The 17,513-nt window shown below is 46.0% G+C and carries 13 protein-coding genes; 7 read left to right on the top strand and 6 right to left on the bottom strand.

From position 1 onward, the window contains the following. Positions 1 to 257 precede the first annotated feature (257 nt). The gene (locus tag MVC73_RS08630; protein ID WP_297509745.1) at positions 258 to 449 is read left to right on the top strand and encodes a hypothetical protein; all 192 of its coding nucleotides are present in this window, start codon (positions 258 to 260) and stop codon (positions 447 to 449) included. Positions 450 to 487: 38 nt separating this feature from the next. After that, positions 488 to 1,129, top strand: coding sequence for a hypothetical protein (locus MVC73_RS08625; RefSeq protein ID WP_297509743.1), 642 nt, complete (start codon positions 488 to 490; stop codon positions 1,127 to 1,129). Here the strand turns inward: MVC73_RS08625 and MVC73_RS08620 are convergent. After that, on the bottom strand, positions 1,110 to 1,703 hold the full coding sequence (locus tag MVC73_RS08620; RefSeq protein ID WP_297509740.1) for a molybdenum cofactor guanylyltransferase: 594 nt from the start codon (positions 1,701 to 1,703) through the stop codon (positions 1,110 to 1,112). The genes MVC73_RS08625 and MVC73_RS08620 overlap by 20 nt on opposite strands. Before the next feature lie 94 nt (positions 1,704 to 1,797). Here MVC73_RS08620 and MVC73_RS08615 point away from each other — a divergent pair, with 94 nt between their 5' ends. Further along, positions 1,798 to 2,259, top strand: coding sequence for a DUF1931 family protein (locus MVC73_RS08615; protein ID WP_297509870.1), 462 nt, complete (start codon positions 1,798 to 1,800; stop codon positions 2,257 to 2,259). Here MVC73_RS08615 and MVC73_RS08610 read toward each other — a convergent pair. Further along, the gene (locus MVC73_RS08610; RefSeq protein WP_297509737.1) at positions 2,247 to 3,404 is read right to left on the bottom strand and encodes a hypothetical protein; all 1,158 of its coding nucleotides are present in this window, start codon (positions 3,402 to 3,404) and stop codon (positions 2,247 to 2,249) included. The genes MVC73_RS08615 and MVC73_RS08610 overlap by 13 nt on opposite strands. 60 nt (positions 3,405 to 3,464) lie before the next feature. Here MVC73_RS08610 and MVC73_RS08605 point away from each other — a divergent pair, with 60 nt between their 5' ends. Both MVC73_RS08605 and MVC73_RS08600 read left to right on the top strand, forming a co-directional pair. Continuing rightward, positions 3,465 to 4,667 (top strand): hypothetical protein, encoded by a 1,203-nt coding sequence (locus tag MVC73_RS08605; protein ID WP_297509734.1) that lies wholly within the window; start codon positions 3,465 to 3,467, stop codon positions 4,665 to 4,667. Next, positions 4,664 to 5,818 carry a hypothetical protein gene (locus MVC73_RS08600; RefSeq protein ID WP_297509731.1) on the top strand — a complete coding sequence of 385 codons (1,155 nt, stop codon included), beginning with the start codon at positions 4,664 to 4,666 and terminating at the stop codon, positions 5,816 to 5,818. The genes MVC73_RS08605 and MVC73_RS08600 overlap by 4 nt, the downstream gene beginning before the upstream one ends. Positions 5,819 to 5,855: 37 nt before the next feature. Here the strand turns inward: MVC73_RS08600 and MVC73_RS08595 are convergent, their stop codons facing one another. From MVC73_RS08595 to MVC73_RS08580, 4 genes are all read right to left on the bottom strand, one after another. Continuing rightward, positions 5,856 to 6,182, bottom strand: a complete 327-nt coding sequence (locus MVC73_RS08595; RefSeq protein WP_297509728.1) for a PIN domain-containing protein — start codon at positions 6,180 to 6,182, stop codon at positions 5,856 to 5,858. Continuing rightward, entirely contained in the window at positions 6,149 to 6,421 is a 273-nt protein-coding gene (locus MVC73_RS08590; RefSeq protein ID WP_297509725.1) for a hypothetical protein, read from the bottom strand. The genes MVC73_RS08595 and MVC73_RS08590 overlap by 34 nt, the downstream gene beginning before the upstream one ends. A gap of 58 nt (positions 6,422 to 6,479) precedes the next feature. Then, positions 6,480 to 8,378, bottom strand: a complete 1,899-nt coding sequence (locus MVC73_RS08585; RefSeq protein ID WP_297509723.1) for a S9 family peptidase — start codon at positions 8,376 to 8,378, stop codon at positions 6,480 to 6,482. A 66-nt stretch (positions 8,379 to 8,444) separates the two neighbouring features. After that, a complete protein-coding gene (locus MVC73_RS08580; RefSeq protein WP_297509720.1) occupies positions 8,445 to 13,022 on the bottom strand; it encodes an AAA domain-containing protein in 4,578 nt (1,525 codons plus the stop codon). An 80-nt stretch (positions 13,023 to 13,102) separates the two neighbouring features. Here MVC73_RS08580 and MVC73_RS08575 point away from each other — a divergent pair, with 80 nt between their 5' ends. Beyond that, positions 13,103 to 14,923, top strand: a complete 1,821-nt coding sequence (locus MVC73_RS08575; RefSeq protein WP_297509717.1) for a DUF5591 domain-containing protein — start codon at positions 13,103 to 13,105, stop codon at positions 14,921 to 14,923. Positions 14,924 to 15,033: 110 nt separating this feature from the next. Then, a complete protein-coding gene (locus MVC73_RS08570) occupies positions 15,034 to 17,466 on the top strand; it encodes a tRNA(Met) cytidine acetyltransferase TmcA (RefSeq protein ID WP_297509713.1) in 2,433 nt (810 codons plus the stop codon). Positions 17,467 to 17,513: the final 47 nt, after the last annotated feature.

Raw genomic sequence — 17,513 nt, 5'->3', positions numbered from 1 at the left:
CTACGACCTTAAAGAGCTTTTGGAAGACCTTTGAGGTTTAAGACACAAAGATGAGTGGTGATAAGATGTACGATCCCCCGGGGCACGTCTTTCTGACCGGACTGGGCACCCTCCTGTGGCCTCTCATTGGTCCCTTCATAGCGGGCTGATTCCGGCCTTCAGAGCCGAGCTCGTGGGGGATAGAGAACGCCCCAGTAATTGGGGCGATTGCTGCCATCCTCGGTGCATCGTTCGGAGTTGTTGGTGCTCATCTTCGTGTGGATGACCCCCGCAAACGTTCCCTCGCCGGACTTGCCTTTCAGATAACCTACGTTTGGGTCATCAAGGCCGTCTTCCACACAAACTGGCTTCGGGCGTTTATTGCGTGGCTACTTGCGATGGTTATCGAGGTAATAATACTCTTCCTCCTGAGCGCGGTAGGTCTCGTTGCCCTCCACTCACTGGTTTGACGAAAACGATATAACCCTTGAGGATGTAGTTTTCAGAGATGCCGGCGTTCTTCCACCCACCGGAAGAGGATGAAGGCATAGTGCCCTTCGAGGGCTTTCCCCTGTCGTTCCCCCAGGGGACACTATCGGCAGTGGTCTCGACCGACAACCTCGCGTCTTCCCTTTTCCTCAGCTCCAGCATAGCCAGCGCCCTCAGGGGTGGAAAAGCTTACCACGTCGGCCCGGGAAAAGCTCCCTCGCCGGCGCTCCTGTCACGGTTCGACGTTGAGACCGACAGCTTCCTCACGGGGAACGTTTATTCCGCCGGAGAGCTACTTGAGGCCCTCAACTACGTCGAGCCGGGTTCCTTCGTCCTCGTCTCAAGGTTTCCCCTCCTCGCCGGCATAAGTGCCGAGACGGTTCTTGGCCTCAGGCGGGTTGCCGATGAGCGGTCACTGGTTATCGTGCTTCATCACGATGCTGTTATTTTCAACGAACTCGACATTCCGGGCGAGTTCTCAAGGCTCTTCAAACTGCCGGAGCTCTTCGATTCGCTCCTCGTCCTGAGAACGAGCTCCTATAGGGGCCACTACCGGATGAATATAACTGTTCTTAGGGCACCCCCTGAAAAGGTCTCCGCCGTTGGCGAGCACTCGATACCGGTAACTAACCTCGTCAAACTCATAACGGGTTCTCCCTGAGAAACTCCTCGGCAAAACGAACGTCCGGCGAGTTTTTAATCCTGAAAAAGCTCATCGTCACCTTCGGGTTTCTCTTGGCAAGTTCTTCGATAGATACCGGCTCGTAGTCGAGGAACTCCACAACCTTCGAAAAGCTTGTGTAGCCCTCTGCAGTTGCTGATCTTATCGCGTTCTCAAGTGCATCTGGCTCGTAAACTGCGTGGAAGACCTCCGCGCTGCCATCTCTCCAGACGGGAATTACAGCCTCGGGCTCGTTTTCATAGTAGAGACCAATCAGGTAGTTCACGAGGAAGGGCATGAGAAGGGGCATGTTGCCTTCAACCAGAAAGAATGGCTCATCAAAAAGGGCCCTGAGGAGGGCCTCCATCTTGCTCCTCGCCGAGACAGGAACGGGGTTTGAAACGTGGAGCGAGTAGGTTTTCAGCTTGTCCTTTCTGACGATGGTGAGAACCTCGTCAATCCTCTTGCTCATCAGCAGTCTTTTTTCGGTGAGTTTTACCGCAGGCTCGCCGTTGACTGGAATAGTGTAGTTCTCCCACCTCTTTTCGGGGAAGGCTAGGATTACGCCGAGCATGGGGGCCAATAAAAAACGGCTTTTAAAAAGGGTTCGAAAGTTTTATATACCCTGAGTTACTAAAATCTTCCGGCAAAAAGAGGAGGTGGTGGCAATGGCGGAGATGATAATACCCTACCCGCAGCTCCAGAAGATACTGGAGAGGACCTGCGAGCTGGCCGTGATAAAGCCCCGTGCCGAGGAGATGATGGACATCGTTGAAAAGAAGCTGGCTGACCTCTTTGAGGTCGCCTATGACAATGCAAAGACCGAGCGGTCAGAGACGATAAAGCTCAGGCACATACCAATAACCAAGGGCTTCAGGAACAGCATGAACCTCTTCAGGGCCGTCATAGAGGACGAGGGCGTTGAGATTGAGCCCATCAGGAAGTACGTCCTCAAGAAGATACCCGGTGACATACCCCTTGAGGAGGAAGTCGTTAACGAGCTTCCGATTATAGCGGGAACCCTCTTCGTGCTCGTCGGCAGGGTCATCAAGGCCCTCCACCCGGAGATCAAGAACGTCTATCCCGAGCACATTGAGGAAGCGGGGAAGGTGCTGGATTACACGCTTTGAAGCTCCCTTCCGCTTTTTGCTTTTCTTACGAGCAATATCCCCAGGACAAATAGGAGGAGTGTCGCAAAGGACATTAGCATGAAGCCCTCTTTCCATCCTGCGAGAAGTGAATCAGCCAAAGCAGGATATGAAAGGAACAAGAGCGCAAAACCAAAGGGGGACGGATCTATTCTCGGTATTCTGCCCAGTCTTTCCTCTTCACCCACACTCTCCTCCATAAAATACTGAACGGCCCCCACTAGAAGAACTACCAGGAAAATTATCCCGCCTGCAAGGGCTGAACTGCTCTCAACGTAGCCTCCAAGGACTGCTGTAAAAATCGAAAGTCCAAGAAAGAAGAGAACCGCGTTGCCTAGGAGCTTTGTAATCTTCTCGGGCTTCTCAGGCGTTGTCCTGTTTACTAGGGATAGCCACATTGCCAGCCATACAAGTTCGAGTGAGAGAAGGGCGAACAGCTGGGCTTTTAAGTTGAGAGTTGTCAAAATCCCGAAAAATGGTACTGCAACAGGTCCGAGCGATGCGAGAATGGCCCATCCCCAGGCTTTTGGCTTATCTTCCCTGTTCCCAATCGCTATGGAGAAGGTAAAAATCAACCACATGAGAGGCATAACAATAGCCGAAACCGCGAGTAAAACGCTGTACCATTCGGCTCTAACTGGGATAGTAGTTTTAGCACTGAAGGGAATGTGCTTTGACGTCTTTTCTTTCGTTTCCATCCACAATTCGCCCGTGCCGACTATTGAGATTCTGCCGTCTGCGATTAGTTTGAGAACGTCGGTTATTCCTTTAACTTCGCCCTTCATGGAGAGGTTGTACACAACAATCTCGCCGGGTTTTATCCACCTTTTCGGCAGTTTGAGGAAGGGGTAGCCGAAGTAAACTCCCTCAGGGGTTATCTTCACCTTTTTCCAGTAGGTGAGAGAATACCTAACGGTGGTGTTGGTGGGATTAAAGAAAGCAACGGCACACCTACCTTCAACAATCACATCTGGACCCGAATATGGTGTCCATATCCCTTTTACCGTGAAATGACCGCAGTTAAGTGAGAGATTTCCATTATCTAAAATATTCCCAGCGCTAACTTTCCATGGGGTGGATATAACCATCATTAAAACTAGGATTCCAAAGACTGCCACTCTTCTCATGGTACTAAATATGGAGATAACTTTAAAAAGTTTTACACCACAACTACGCGGGAGTTTAAAATGAGGAGGCTAATAGTACCGATCCTGATCACACTCCTCTTCATTCCTTCTGTTGCGGGGGTTAGTCTTTCCTGCGATGACCACGTCAGTGCTCCAAACCTCACCTTAAGGTGCACCCTTCTTGGGGAGAACAATGAGAGCGTTAAGGTCTATCTGAAGGCGTTTGACGGGATTCAGATTGACTCAGATGTCTGGGCAACCGGCCATTCAATCGACTGGAACGGAATGATAACCGGAAACGCACGAAGGCATTATTTCAGGGTTCCTTTCAACTTCTCAGCTGACTTAAAGGACGCTATGAGGGTTGTCGCGGATAAAGCGTGGCTGGAGCCGGAGCATTACTGGGTCTTCTACAACAAGAAAAACACCGTGACGTTTGCCGTGATCCATAGAAACGGAACGGTTGAAGAAGAGAACGTCACAGTCTACATCTCCGGCAGAATTCCTTATCCATGGGAGGATAAGGAGATCGTTCGTTTTCTTTACGTGATTGGAGTTGCTCTTGGTATTGCCCTGGCGATAATATTTCTCTCAAAACTGGTGGAGCTTTTGAAGGTCAAACGGGCGGAGAACCGGGAAGAAGAGAACAGGCCAAAACCACCCGAACCGTCGAGGTCTTCCTTCATAAGTTCGGCCTTTCTCTTCCTTTTCCTTGGGATACTTGCAGCGCCGTGGATTTTCTACCTACTGGCCACCCCAGAGAGAATCCCGAACGATTTCAGGCTGTACCTTCCCACAACCGTGCTGATAGGATTAACCCTCGAGTGGCTGGTGTTCGTCAGGGAAGCAGAAAAAAGCGGACATCCCTACGTAATCAGAGAGGCTCCTATTACGGGCCTTGAATGGACACCCTCGGTGATGATACCATTTGGTGGATGGCCTACAGCTCTGGGTTCGTTTCTCTTCTTTGTTCCCTTCCTCCTCAACCAAGACCATGAGTTAAACAGGAAAATGAGAAGGCTCGCCCTCCCGGTTTCCCTGGCTGTGGCCTTTACCCTTGTCTTCATCACGAACGCGGACCTCCTCTTTATCATTGCGTTTTTGGCTCTAGCCTTTCTCCATCCCCATTACGTCGTCTCGAAAGTCAAGAGCGCTCCAACGATTGAACAACTGCCCATAATCCAGAGGAGCCCTGAAGTGAGAGAACTTCTCGAAAAGTTCGATAGAGTGATAAGGGAGATGAAGAGGGAGGGAAGTGCATGAGAAAGAGCTTTTTGGTTTTGGTTCTGTTACTCTTGATGGCTCTCAACCCGGTTTCTGGGGCCAAAATAGACTGCATAGAGAAAGTTCACATAGGAGACATTATAACCTGTACCGTTTATGGAGAAGGAAACGTTTCGATTAAACTCCTCTCAATTGACGGGTATAAAGTTAGTGGTTCCTTTCTCATATCCTACCAAAGTGGGGAGATGTTGTACCCCAATAGCGACGGCTTTTACACAGGAAAGGGCTCCTTCACGGTTGAAATCCCCTCTGGAGAAGTGATTTCCTTTGTGTATCGGGGCTCGGACTACTGCTGTGAAAAGTGGGTCTTCTACGACAAGTGGCATACTCTAACTTTTGTTATTAAGGATGGAAAAGAGGAAAGGGTAACTGCCAAAGTGTTCATAGACGGGGACGTTCTTTCAACCATATGGAACTCAATAAAACCCGTTCTTCCACTTATCTTTATCGCCATCATTGTTGCTTTTTACAAAGACCTGCTTGAAATTGCAAGGCTAGCAACTGGAAAGGCTCCCAGGACCAAACCTGAGAAAAAAGAAACGCCAAAAGGTCCAAGCAGATGGCTCTATGGGCTCACATTGTACGCCATTCTTGTGATTTCTCTCTATACTTCGCTTGTCATACTCTACTTCCTCGGAAGTCCTGAGAACATGGAGGGGGACTTTTCTATCCTCATTCCCTCGCTGATTGCCACTTTCCTCCTTCTCCTGTTCAGAGAAGAGGCTAACACACTTGAAGAGGTTGGAAAAGGCTACACTCTCAAAAAACCCGCTTTAACGGGAGTTGAGATTGTACCCATATCGCTCATAACCTACGGTGAGCATACTGCTTGGCTCGGTATCTTGGCTTTTTATGTAGCTTTGTTCATCAACAGGTATGAGCTCCTGAACAGAGTCCTAAGGGTAATTGCTCTTCCTGCCTCCGTCGGATGGGTATTCTACATCCTCAAGTCTATTAGAGCAGACTCAGTATTTACGATTTATTTCGCCAGTATAGCCATGCTGTTTCCTCTTTATATCTGGATTCGGGTTTCCAGAGCTGATGAAATCCCAGAGAGTTCCTCGGAAGAGGAAGCCCAGTATGTTAAAATCAAACGAGCTCTCGAGAGAGCTACGAAACGAGGCCTTTGAGATGAGAGTTAAAAATTGGAGGCTTAACCATTGGGAATCACCGTTCGATGAGTTTTAACCCCCCAAACTCCTCCTTTATCCACCCGAAGTGCCTGTCTTTCGTTACGAGCTTTAAATCCCTGTTGATGGCCACGGCCGCTACGAGTGCATCAACGGCCGGAACCGAGGTTCCTTTTTTCACCATCGCCTGCGAAATTTTAATTGCCAGGAGGTAATCCTCCAGAGTTGGGGTTATCACGGTCAAGCCAAGCTCAAGACCTTTCGGGAACTCGACGATGTTGAGAACCGTTGTGTAGCCATTGAGCTTCTCCCCGGATTTGAGGGCATCAATCAGGACGTTGGTGTCGTAGAGAGCCTCTTCCATTCCGCATCCCTCGTTTCTTTGAGCGCTTCCTCGTACTTCTCAACGGGAGTTTCCTCAAGCTCCTTCCTGAAGTCTTCACCGAGGAGGGAGAGCAGTTCCTCCGATTCAAGCTCTTCCACCTCGATTTTCGCGAGGTATTCGGCTATGGCCCTTCTCGCCACTTCGCTCCACTTTATCTCCGGATGCTCCTTCATCTTCCTGTAAAGCTCCGGGGGGACGGAGAGGGTTATGTTGGGCATGGGATCACCGCACGTAATTATGTGTATTCACGTATTTAAAGATTGCGAAAAGGGAAACTCACTCCTTCAGCCACCTCTCCATCCACCCGGCAATAAGCTCAAGTCTCTTAACCCTGTGCTTCGGCTTGCCAGAGCGGGATAGGTCGTGGTTCTCGCCCGGGAAGAGTGCAAGCTCGACCGTCTTTCCGAGATATTTGAGAGCTGTAAAGAACTGGAGTGCCTCCGGAAGCCAGCACCGGTAGTCCTCCATCGAGTGGATTATCAGCAAGGGCGTTTCAACGTTCGGCGCGTACTTCAGCGGGCTCTTCTCCCAGTAGCCCTCGGTGTTGCTCCACGGATCAGAGCCTATCTGGTCCGGGGCAAAGTAGTATCCTATATCCGTCGTCCCAAAGAAGCTCGTCCAGTTCGAGATGGAACGCTGAGTTACCGCGGCCTTAAAGCGGTTCGTGTGGCCCACTATCCAGTTCGTCATGAAGCCGCCGTATGAACCCCCGGTGACACCTATTCTCTCCGGATCAATGAAGTCGAAGCGCTTAACGGCTTCATCAACGACCTCCATCAGGTCCTGATAATCCCTCTCCCCGTAGTGCTCCCTTATATCGGCGAACTCCTCACCGTAGCCATCGCTTCCGCGCGGATTGGAGAAGATGACCACGAAGCCCTTGGCCGTCAAAACATGGAACTCGTGCATGAAGGAGTAGCCGTAAGTGGTTTTAGGCCCGCCGTGGATCTCAAGAACCGCGGGATACTTCTTGCCCGGCTCGAAGCCAACGGGCTTCATTACCCACGCGTCTATCTCAACCCCATCGCTCGCCTTGACCTTAAAGTGCTCGGGCTGTGAGAGAGTGTACTCCTTTATCCAGCCGTTGAAGTCCGTAACCCTCTTTTCTTTCCCGTCCCTCAGGATGTAAAGCTCCGTTGGAGTGACCGCGTCCTGAGCGGTGAAGGCTATGTAATCTCCTATCGCAAAGCTCTCGACGCTTCTGTCTCCGCCGACAACGCGCTCTATCTTTCCGTCGAGGTTTACCCTGAAGAGGTTCGCCCTCGGGCCGTCGGTGGCGACGTAGTAAACCCAGCCATCCTTAAAAGCTAACTCCGCCCTCTGAGAACCGCGAACGTCGCAGTTGAGCGAGTTGTAAGCGGAGCGATCGAGTTCCGCAGTAAGCTTTCTCATCTCGCCGGTCTCGGGGTTGTAGTGGTAGATGTGCGTGTTCGTTGGAATTCCCCTTTCCCTAGTGTTAGCCTTGAGAATGAAGGTTCCATCTTCAAGCGGGATGAAGTCGCTAATGCTCCACTTCCCGGGGGTTAGGCGCTTTGCTTTCCTCCCCTCAAGGACGTAGAGGTCGCTGACCATCGGCTTCTTCTCGCGGTCCTCTTGGGCAATAAAGTAGAGCTTGCTGTTGTGGAAGCGGATTTGAGAGACGTCGAGGTTCTTTGGCGTCAGGCGCTTCTTCTTCCCGGTTTCGACGTCCACCAGATAGACAACGCTCCTCTTCCCGTAAACCCAGCCAACGCCGTTGAACCAGAAGGGTATTTCCTTGATGATGTGGACGTCATCCTTCGGCTTCTTCTCGACGTCTATCGGCGTAACGACCGCTATGCTCTTCCCGTCCTCGGTAAAGCGGAGGTTTCTTATCCCATATTTGAACTTTGCTAAGAGCCTCGCCTCGCCGCCGTCGGTCAGGATGACGTAGAGCTCGGCCTCTTTACTTTCCTTGTCACGCTTCGAGGTGAAGGCCACGAGCCTCCCGTCCGGCGAAAATCTCGGATTGGAGTCCTTCTTGCCTGAGGTAAAGGGTTTAACCTTTCTCCCGTCGTAGAGGTAGAGCCTTGAGAAGTAGTCATCCTTTTCGAGGTTTATCTCCGTCACCTGGAAAACGAGCCTTCTCTTGAAGGCGTCGATGTTTCCCACGAGCTTGAACTTTCCGAGGTCTTTCTCGGTAAGGCCTTTCACCATTTAGAACCACCAAATTAACTCGGCTCTTTTCGTATAAAAGCTTAGCGTTTCGATGGGTATCTAAAATTATGGACGCTTAGGCCATTTGTTTATTCCGAAGATTTCTATGTTAGTCTCCTTGTATTTTTCTAGTGTTTTTTGATATCCATTATTATCGGTGTCCATCTCTCTAACAAAATCCTCCAGAGTCCCACGCCACAATTCTTCCCCATAAGTCCGTATCTTTCTAAACAGGGCTCTCCAAGGTTCTATTAGTTCTTCAAACTTCTGGACATCTGTTGTTGTTGCATTAAATACTTCTTGCGATCCTATCAATATGAGCTTTTCTTTCATTCTGCTCATGGCAACATTAAGTCTATTGGGGTTAAACAGAAACTCTAAGACTGCACTTATATAGGAGGGATCACTTGCCGTTAGAGAGATGATTATAATGTCTTTTTCTCCACCTTGGAATCTTTCAACAGTATCAACTTGAACATGTTCTAGCCCCAGCCCTCTGAGGAGACTTTTAATCTGAGCGCGCTGTGCCTTGAATGGTACAACAATCCCAAGCTTGTCTTGGGCAGTGTATTCTTCTGGGAGGTTTCTAATTAACTCTGCAATAATTAGCTTTTCAACTTCATTAATCTTTGTGGATTTGTTTTCATTATGGAGTATCAGTGTTATAGGATATTCCGGAAAGAGAGCATTAGCACATGGTCTACCTTTTAGTTCAGAATTGATGTGTTCTGATAGCATCTCCCTAAATCTTGGTGAGTCCTCTTTCTTGCTCTTTAATCTAATACCATCGTATTTATAAAATAAATCAGTATGCATATCTGCAGAGACCTGGGGCAACCTATATGTTTCATCAAGCCGATGGAAGGGTAAGATTACGTCTTTCAGCTTATCGCATTCCCAAGATGGGGGGTCTCTATAGAGGACTTTTTTGAACTCTTCTCTTTCCAATCCGGAGAGTTCTCCACGTAGGAATCTTATAAAATTGATAGCAGACAGGAATGGTGTATGTTGTTCAATTGTTTCACGATCTTCATGTTCCCAGTCATGTTGTTGAATCGGTTGCATTTGTCTATGGTCCCCGACTAGTAGGATTTGCCCATTTTCTTTGAGAAAGGAAGTTACTAAGAAAAACGTTGGTAAGTCCATCATGCTAGCTTCATCAATAACTAATAAGTCTACAAATTCTTTGGAATCCTTTAAGAAAGAGTCCTCTTTAGGTAATTTCTCGGAGAGTTCTTCAAAGAACTTTTTCATTGCTCCGGGGGTTCCAAAGAATATGGGAATTTCAGAAAATCCGGTTATAAATGACTCTAAATCATGATACTTAGATTTTGATTTTTTACGTCTTTTCTTCCCAGCCACAAGATATTTGTGTAAAATTTTGTCTACATCTCTTTCAGATTTGTAGTTGATGAATTCAATGTAGTCTTCATATCCTCGTAGCTCTCTTTCAATTAGAATGTTTCTTTGATACTCGCTGTTTACAAGCCTATATATATGAATGTTGTTTAACGCTGTTGTGAAGTTCTTGTCTAAGTTTGGATTGGCCAGTTCCTTTTTTAAACTAATTATTTTTTTAAGAGCTTCGTTAATGGCAGTATGAGAGATTGCCGTGACAAAAAACATCTGCTTCTTCTTGTTTTTTATTGCAGAATATGCCCTACTAAGAACTGCAGGGGCTATTGCAGATGAAGTTTTCCCGGTTCCAGGAGGTCCTTGTAAAAGGACTATTTTTCTGGAAATATCATGAATAAATCGCTTCTGACTTCTGTTGGGGTGTTTTCCAGAGCGTTCAAGTTTTTTGACGAATTCAACAACATCCTTTGGATTCCATTTGGATGGCAATAATATCGAATTCATAAAACTCTTTGTGATTTTACTCGAGTTAGTGTAAATATTAGCTAATACATAATATATTGGATTGAAGTGAGCTAATTGTTCAGGTGTTTGTTCTAAACGGAGAATATTCAAAAGGTATTTGTGGGAATATGACATAACAATATTATCCAACGCTTCGTCAATAATAATATCTTGCTCTTTGCTAATCTGGGTACCGTAAAGAGGATGGTAGGTATCCGTGATTATTATAGAATTGCCTCTTACTTTAAATGACTGCGGATGCTTCTCAACGAAATATAATGAATCTCTATTCCAAGGGGTCTTCGAAATTTTGTATACCAAGAGATCCATAGTTACTGAATCATAGGTTTCTCTTATTCTAAGTATGGACGACAATATTGACATTCTTTTTGACTCTGGGAAGGAGTATGGCCAAATTTCTCTTCCAGAGCGATCAATAGGTGTTATCACTACCCATGATCCCTCCGAAAGAGAAAGTGGAGACCCAGAATCCAGATTGTATAAGTCTCCCTCAGGAGACACAATTTTCCCAGATATTATGATATTGGAAGTTTCATCAGTCTTAATCTCAACTACTTTAAGTCGGACAGATTTGTCGGTATTTGTCCGTTCGAGAGTGCTTAGCCGGTAATGCTCAAAGAGTTGCTCTTTCTTTGCTTGATATTCTAGTTTCTGATACTCAATTAAGACCTCTGCTAGTGAAATGTTTTCAAATCCTAGTGTTTCTAATGCATCTGCGGGAATAGGTTCTTTTGGGATTGTTACGTCTTTGGACCATTCAGGTATACTCCGTTCTATATGCCTTATTGCAAGTGCAAGATTAATTGCGAGTTTCTCAAGTTTTATTCTTCCAGACTTTGAAGTAGTTAACTTCCAGATGTACTCAAGGGGAATCTGTTCAATCTCTCTGTTTATTACGGGATATATCCAAGAGGGGATTCTCGCAGTACCATTGGGAAATATATCTTCAACTCTGGCCAGGTCTAGATGTATATCATTGTCGTCATTATTATCTGAGCACTTTTTTGCTGCTCCAATTCTAAAAAGTTCTTCAAACTCTGATTTTATGTCCGGGTCCCACCTAAACCATCCATTATACTCGTTATTCCAATAATAATCATTTCCATTCCAATAATAGTGGGCTACAACTGGGATAATTCCAAGTCCAGGAAATCTTAAGGCATGTCTTTTAGTTATTTCGTCTTTGAGAATAGACACCATCTCTTGATCAATCTCTTTTCTTAGCCCAAGTAGCCATCTTATGGGTTTGTATCCATAGAGTTTTTTATGTCTTCTTATTGCATCCATAAATTTAAAGCGCTGGAACTTGCTGTAAAAGTATAGGTGAATATAACATTGATCCCCAGGTAATTGTGGTTTGATATCATTAATTGCCCAGATTAGCTTTTTAAAGAAATTCTCTAAAAGTTCCTTCTCAAAAAAGTCTAGTATCTTATCTTCAAAATCCCTGTATTGAGAGTTACTTAATTTTTCGATTGGTATGTGTATTAGCTCAGAGATATTCCTAGACTTGCCAGTTAAAGTATTATCTACAGTTGCACTCAACAATACCACTCTATCATGGATAGGATCATGTTGGACAAAGATATAAACTCGGATTAGCGAACCCGAAGGATATCCTGGTGGGGATATGCCCTTCCTCCTGAGTTGAGTTTCATCGTAGATGTCCCTTGGTAGATTATATCCAGAGCCTTGTATCCAATCAGAGAAATTATCTGGATTACAATTTAACTCCCTTACGAGCCGATATGCACCTTGGGCAAGTTTTTGGAGATTGGATATATTGAGCTTATTTAATACAGTATTTATAATATCCTCTTTACCGGGCTTTGGTCTGAAATGTTTAAATCCCTCACGTCCTGCAGGATAAAACTTTTCAGGATACTCATATAAATCTGCCAAATCTTCTAACGAGCGAATACCTATCTCTTCTAGAATTTCTTGATCACCAGGTCGAATGCCTAACAATTCCAGACCTTTTTTCTCCACAGCCTCTTTAATGCAAAATGCTTCGTAGGGGCACCCTTGACATCTTTTGCTAATCCAGAATCTGGGAGTCTCCTCCCCTGTTAGTATCTTATCAAAAATTCCATCTTTTTTCAAAGTACTTTCTAAAATTTCAACATATGTTCTTGTTTCGTCGGGAAATCTGAGTTTTTTTATTTTATCTAATCCCAATTCTAGATTGTTCTTTTTTGTTAGAACCGAAACATAAATCTCAAGCGAACGTCCTTGCTCTTGGATTTGCTTGTGGACAGCATCGTAAATCAACTTCGCGTATATTATAGCTTGGAGTCTGTGATGGAACTTCTCTTGATTAGTGAACTTTGCTTCAAAAACCCATATCTCGGTTTTTTGTCCTGAGTGTCTTACCAAGACAATATCAGCCCTGCCTTCAATAACATAAATCCCAATTGTACCTTCTAAAGAAGGTTGGGTAAAGATGCACGCTTCTTTATTGCATCCTCGTTTGTTGATGATGTAATCTACTAGTTCATCAAAACTGCTATTGTCTCGTACTTCAGAGATTTGGCTTATCCTAGCCAATATTCTTTGCTGAGCTTTTTCGAAATTTTTACCATGTTTCCTTAGCACTTTATCAATTTCACCTTTCAAGCGTTTTTTTATTTTCTCATCTAGATTCTCTGAACTTTTTTCAAGCTCGTTCTTTCTACTTAGCCAGAAGACATATTTTGGACATTTATCAAGCTCAAAATATCTAGCAATCTCGCTTGGATGTAACGTTAAGCCTGCCTTACTCATAATGACTACACCTTCATTTCTATAGCAGAGCACTAAACATTTTTAAATCTAACGTGAGGCTTTGAGAGTAGGGATTAAATATGTCGGCCCGTCCAAAGCCATTACAAGAATTCACATTTTTCCCTGTCGTTAATTTCATGACAGGTCCCCCAGGAGTTCTTCGAAATGGTGGTATCTGGAAATCTATTAAACGGGGAATTATACGGGAGTTGAAATTGCCTGCAATTATGACTCAAGTTCTCCATTTTGTGGATTTTGATCTCAGTGAAAAGAGTTTTAATGAGTGGTTTGAAGGAGGGCGAACATTAAAAGACTGGATTGCACAAGAAAATCCTGAGTATTCTCCAACGTTATTTGCAGATAGCGGTGGTTTCAAACTCCTGTACAATAAGGAGTACGATTTATCAAAATACAAGCTCAAGGCGACACCTGAGAGCATCTTAGATTTGCAACTTAAACTTGGTGCAGACTATGTTGCCTCTTTGGATTATCCAATACCTCCTGGTTTAAATGAAAAAGAAACTAAGGAGAGAATGGGGAAAAGTATCCTAAACGCAGTACGTCTAATGGAGTTAGTGTATGACACATACAAAGCACTAGTTTTTCCGTATCTTGCCGTTCACGGCAGATCCTACAAGGAGATTCAATATTATCTCAACTCATTGGTGGGTGCACTTGAAGAAGCAGGATTCAACAGGTATTCTAATTACCCGTTTGGACTGGCGATAGGTTCAATGGTTCCAATAAAGAATCATTATGAGCTTATTGTTGAGATAATAAAGGCCGTTAGGGATACATTGCGGGAGATGTCCCATACTTTGGAAGATGTGCCTGTACATATTTTTGGTATTTCAGGAAAGATTGTGCCTTTTATGTATTATCTTGGTGTGAATAGTTTTGACAGTAATACGTATGTCAAAGCAGCTCAGAATCTCCAGTTTTTTGTTTCGTATAACCGAAAAAAGAGATTTCATGAAATCACAAACAAAGACCTAGACTCATGTCCTTTCTGTGCTCGGATTGGAGGTCAAAATCTTCGAATGGTCAAAAAAATCTTAAGAAGCAAGAGTTATTCTCATTACCATCTTAATGGTCAAAAAATAATCAAGTCAGACATTTATGGCATAATCGCCCTGCATAACCTCTCTATGCAACTAAAACTTGTTGATGAAATAACTGCATACTATCCAAATTCCCGTGAATTTAAGGAGTGGCTTGTTAATTATTCTCGCAATGATAGTAAGCTTTTAAAAATAATTGCCAAATTGTCCACAATTGATGATGATTTTATTGAGATTATCAATGAATTGGGGCTGAAACTTCCAAAAATCTCTAGAGAGCAGTTCTACACTAGAAAAATATCCTTAAAGCGTGACCCCACCAAGTTTGACATAACAAAAACCTCTTATTATGTCTCTCCCGAGAAGAAAGTTATTCTACTATTATCATGTACTCCTAAGAAACCTTACTCAAAATCTACAACCCACAAAGTTATTTTTAGATATCTTCAGGAGCAGGGCATTAACTTAAGGAAGATCGAAAAAGTCACTCTCTCTGGCATGTATGGTCCAGTTCCGCAGAATTTTGAAACGGAGCCCCCAATCTTGGAATATGACTTCATATTATCCTCTCGTACCCCTGAGAAACAAGTGAACCTAGTATCCACCAGACTTAAAGAGTTTCTAGAAACCTATGCAAAAAATAGGTGGGTTGTTGCATATATTGGTAGTAAATCATACAGGGAAATTGTCAAAAGAGTCCAAAGAGAGCTAAATGGAAAAGTCTCCATAATCCTCCTTCCAGATGAAACTCAGTTAAGAAGGAGAGTTAATTCAGAAATCAGGAAGAAAGTTCATTTGAGAGCACTCACCGCGACATTAAAGAAGTTGTTAGATGAGTAACACAAAGACAGAAGTTGACGCTAGAGAGTATTGTGGTAACATCAAGGATTTATAGAAACTGATCACCATCTTTTTAAATCCCCCCTCTCCCCTTTATCGGGGGAGGAGAGATGACGGTTAAGGTTCGCTTTGACAGGGAAGTGAGAGACTACGCTAAAAGTGAGAAGGTCAAGGACGAGGTTTTGAAGCTCACCGAGACTGCCCTCGCTCAAGCCCTTGAGAAGTTTCACAGGAGAATGATAGTCATCGAAGGGGACACCGAGAGGAAAGCCGAAGTGGCGGGGATCCTAGCTGGTGCTTCTGCGAGGGTTTTAAGCGATATCCTTGACGAGCTGATTAAGAAGCGCCTCCGCGATGAAAGCGAGGATAAAATCGAGGTTCTTTACGCAACTGATGCCCTCGGCGAGGAGACCTTCGGAAGGAAGCGTTATGAAGCGTTTAGAAAGCACTTTGACGTTTTGGCGGGTTCTGAGGTTAACGTTCAGGCTGTCACCTTCAAGCACACCCGCGACATACTCGGGAGGACTTATGACCTTCTAATTCTGGACATGAGCTACGATTATTCACCTAACGACCTCGGCAGGATCATCGAGACGGTGAGGGGCGGCGGGCTGATATTCATCCTCGCTCACCCCTTCAAGAAGTGGAAGGATATGTGGACGGGCTTCCACAAGAGCCTGGTTACGCCACCTTACACCATAGACGACGTAAAGAAGCGCTTCAACAGAAGGCTCATCAGGAAGTTCACGGAGCACGAGGGGATCTACATCATAACCGAGAACGGGAAGATAAAGAAGAAGCCGAAGAGGAGCAAAAGCCAGGCGAGGATAAAGGGAAGGAAAGGCGTCCCCATTCCGGAGGAGACTCTCTTTCCCAGAGAACTCTATAAGATGGCCCTCACAGAGGGGCAGGTTGAAGTTCTCAAGGCCTTTGAGGAGTTGGCTGAAAGGGAGGGAATGCTCGTTCTCACGGCCGACAGGGGAAGGGGTAAGAGCGTCTCCGTTGGAATAGCCGCCATAGGCCTTGCACTGGCCCTTGGAAAGCGCACCAGAATAGTGGTGACCGCTCCCGAGCCCGAAAACGTTCAATCGCTTTTCCGCTTCGCCAAGAGGGCCCTTGAAAAGCTCGGCTTCAAGCCCTACGTTGTGGAGGAGAAGGGCCTCATAAAGGAGCTCTATGCAAGGAAGATAGGTCTGAGGTATTACCCTCCAGCCGAGGGCTACAGAAAGAGCGCAGACCTCTACATCCTCGATGAAGCGGCGGGAATCCACGTGCCAATACTTCACAAGTACCTCAACAAGGAGCGCGTCGTTTACTCCTCGACAATCCACGGCTACGAAGGTGCTGGCAGAGGCTTCTCCGTCAAGTTCCTCAAGAAGGCAAGGGAGAAGAGAGAGTTTAAGGAGCTCCACATGGACGAGCCGATTAGATACGCCTACGGCGACCCGATAGAGAAGTGGCTCTTTGACGTCCTCCTCCTCGATGCGGAACCCGTCGAGCTCACCGATGAAGACTATGAGCTGATAAAGAGAAAGGAGGTCTACCTCGAAAAACCTGACCTCGACGACTGGTTCGAGAACGACAGGCCAGAACTGAGGCACTTCGTCGGAATCTACATTTTAGCCCACTACCGCAACAGGCCGAGTGATGTCGCTCTTCTGGCAGATGCCCCCCACCACGAGGCGAGAGTTTTGAGGCTCAAGAACGGCAAGATAGTGACGGCAATCCAGATAGCTAAAGAAGGCAACATACCGAAGAACGTCATAGAGAAGATGGCCAAGGGCTACAAGCCGAGGGGAAACATAATCCCGGATATGATGGTCAAGCACCACTATTTGAAGGAGTTCGCAAGGCTTAAGGGATACCGCATAGTTAGAATAGCGACCCACCCGGATGCCATGGACATGGGACTGGGAAGCAAAGCTTTAGAGCTTCTTGAGAAAGAGGCCAGAGAGAAGGGCCTCGATTGGATCGGCTCGGGCTTTGGGGCAAGTGAAGAGCTCGTCCGCTTCTGGATAAGGAACGGCTTTGCCGTTGTGCATCTCAGTCCAGCGAGAAACCCGGTCAGCGGTGAGTTCACCACGATAGTCCTCAAACCGATAAGCGAGAAGGCAAGAAAGCTCATCAAGAAAGCCAACGACGAGTTCAGGATAAGGTTCACAGAGTGGCTGGGCGATACCCACCGCGAGCTCGAACCCGAGATAGCGCGCTGGCTCTTCGAGACGCCCTTTGGCGAGGCCGTTGATTACCCGATTCACCTCACGGAGATACAGAGGAAGAGGTTGGATGCTTTCACGGGCAAGGTTTTAACCTACGACACGGTGGTTGATGCCGTAAAGCCGATAGTGAAGCTCTACTTCCTCGACGGCTGGATGAAGCCCTACCTCGACGAGAGGCAGATAAAGCTCCTCATCTACCGCGTTTTACAAGCTCATAGCTGGGAAGAAACCGCAAAGCTCATAGACAGGACGGAAACCTTCACGATGATAGAACTCAGGGACATCATCAGGGGACTCTGGTATTACTACAAGAGACTTCTCTGAGGTCTCCTCCCTGAACAACACATTTTTATAGGGATTAGCCGTAGAAA

Source organism: Thermococcus sp. (genome assembly GCF_027052235.1).
Lineage (GTDB): Archaea > Methanobacteriota_B > Thermococci > Thermococcales > Thermococcaceae > Thermococcus.
Note: the sequence above shows the minus strand (reverse complement) of the source record. Positions and strands in the feature narration are given on the sequence as shown.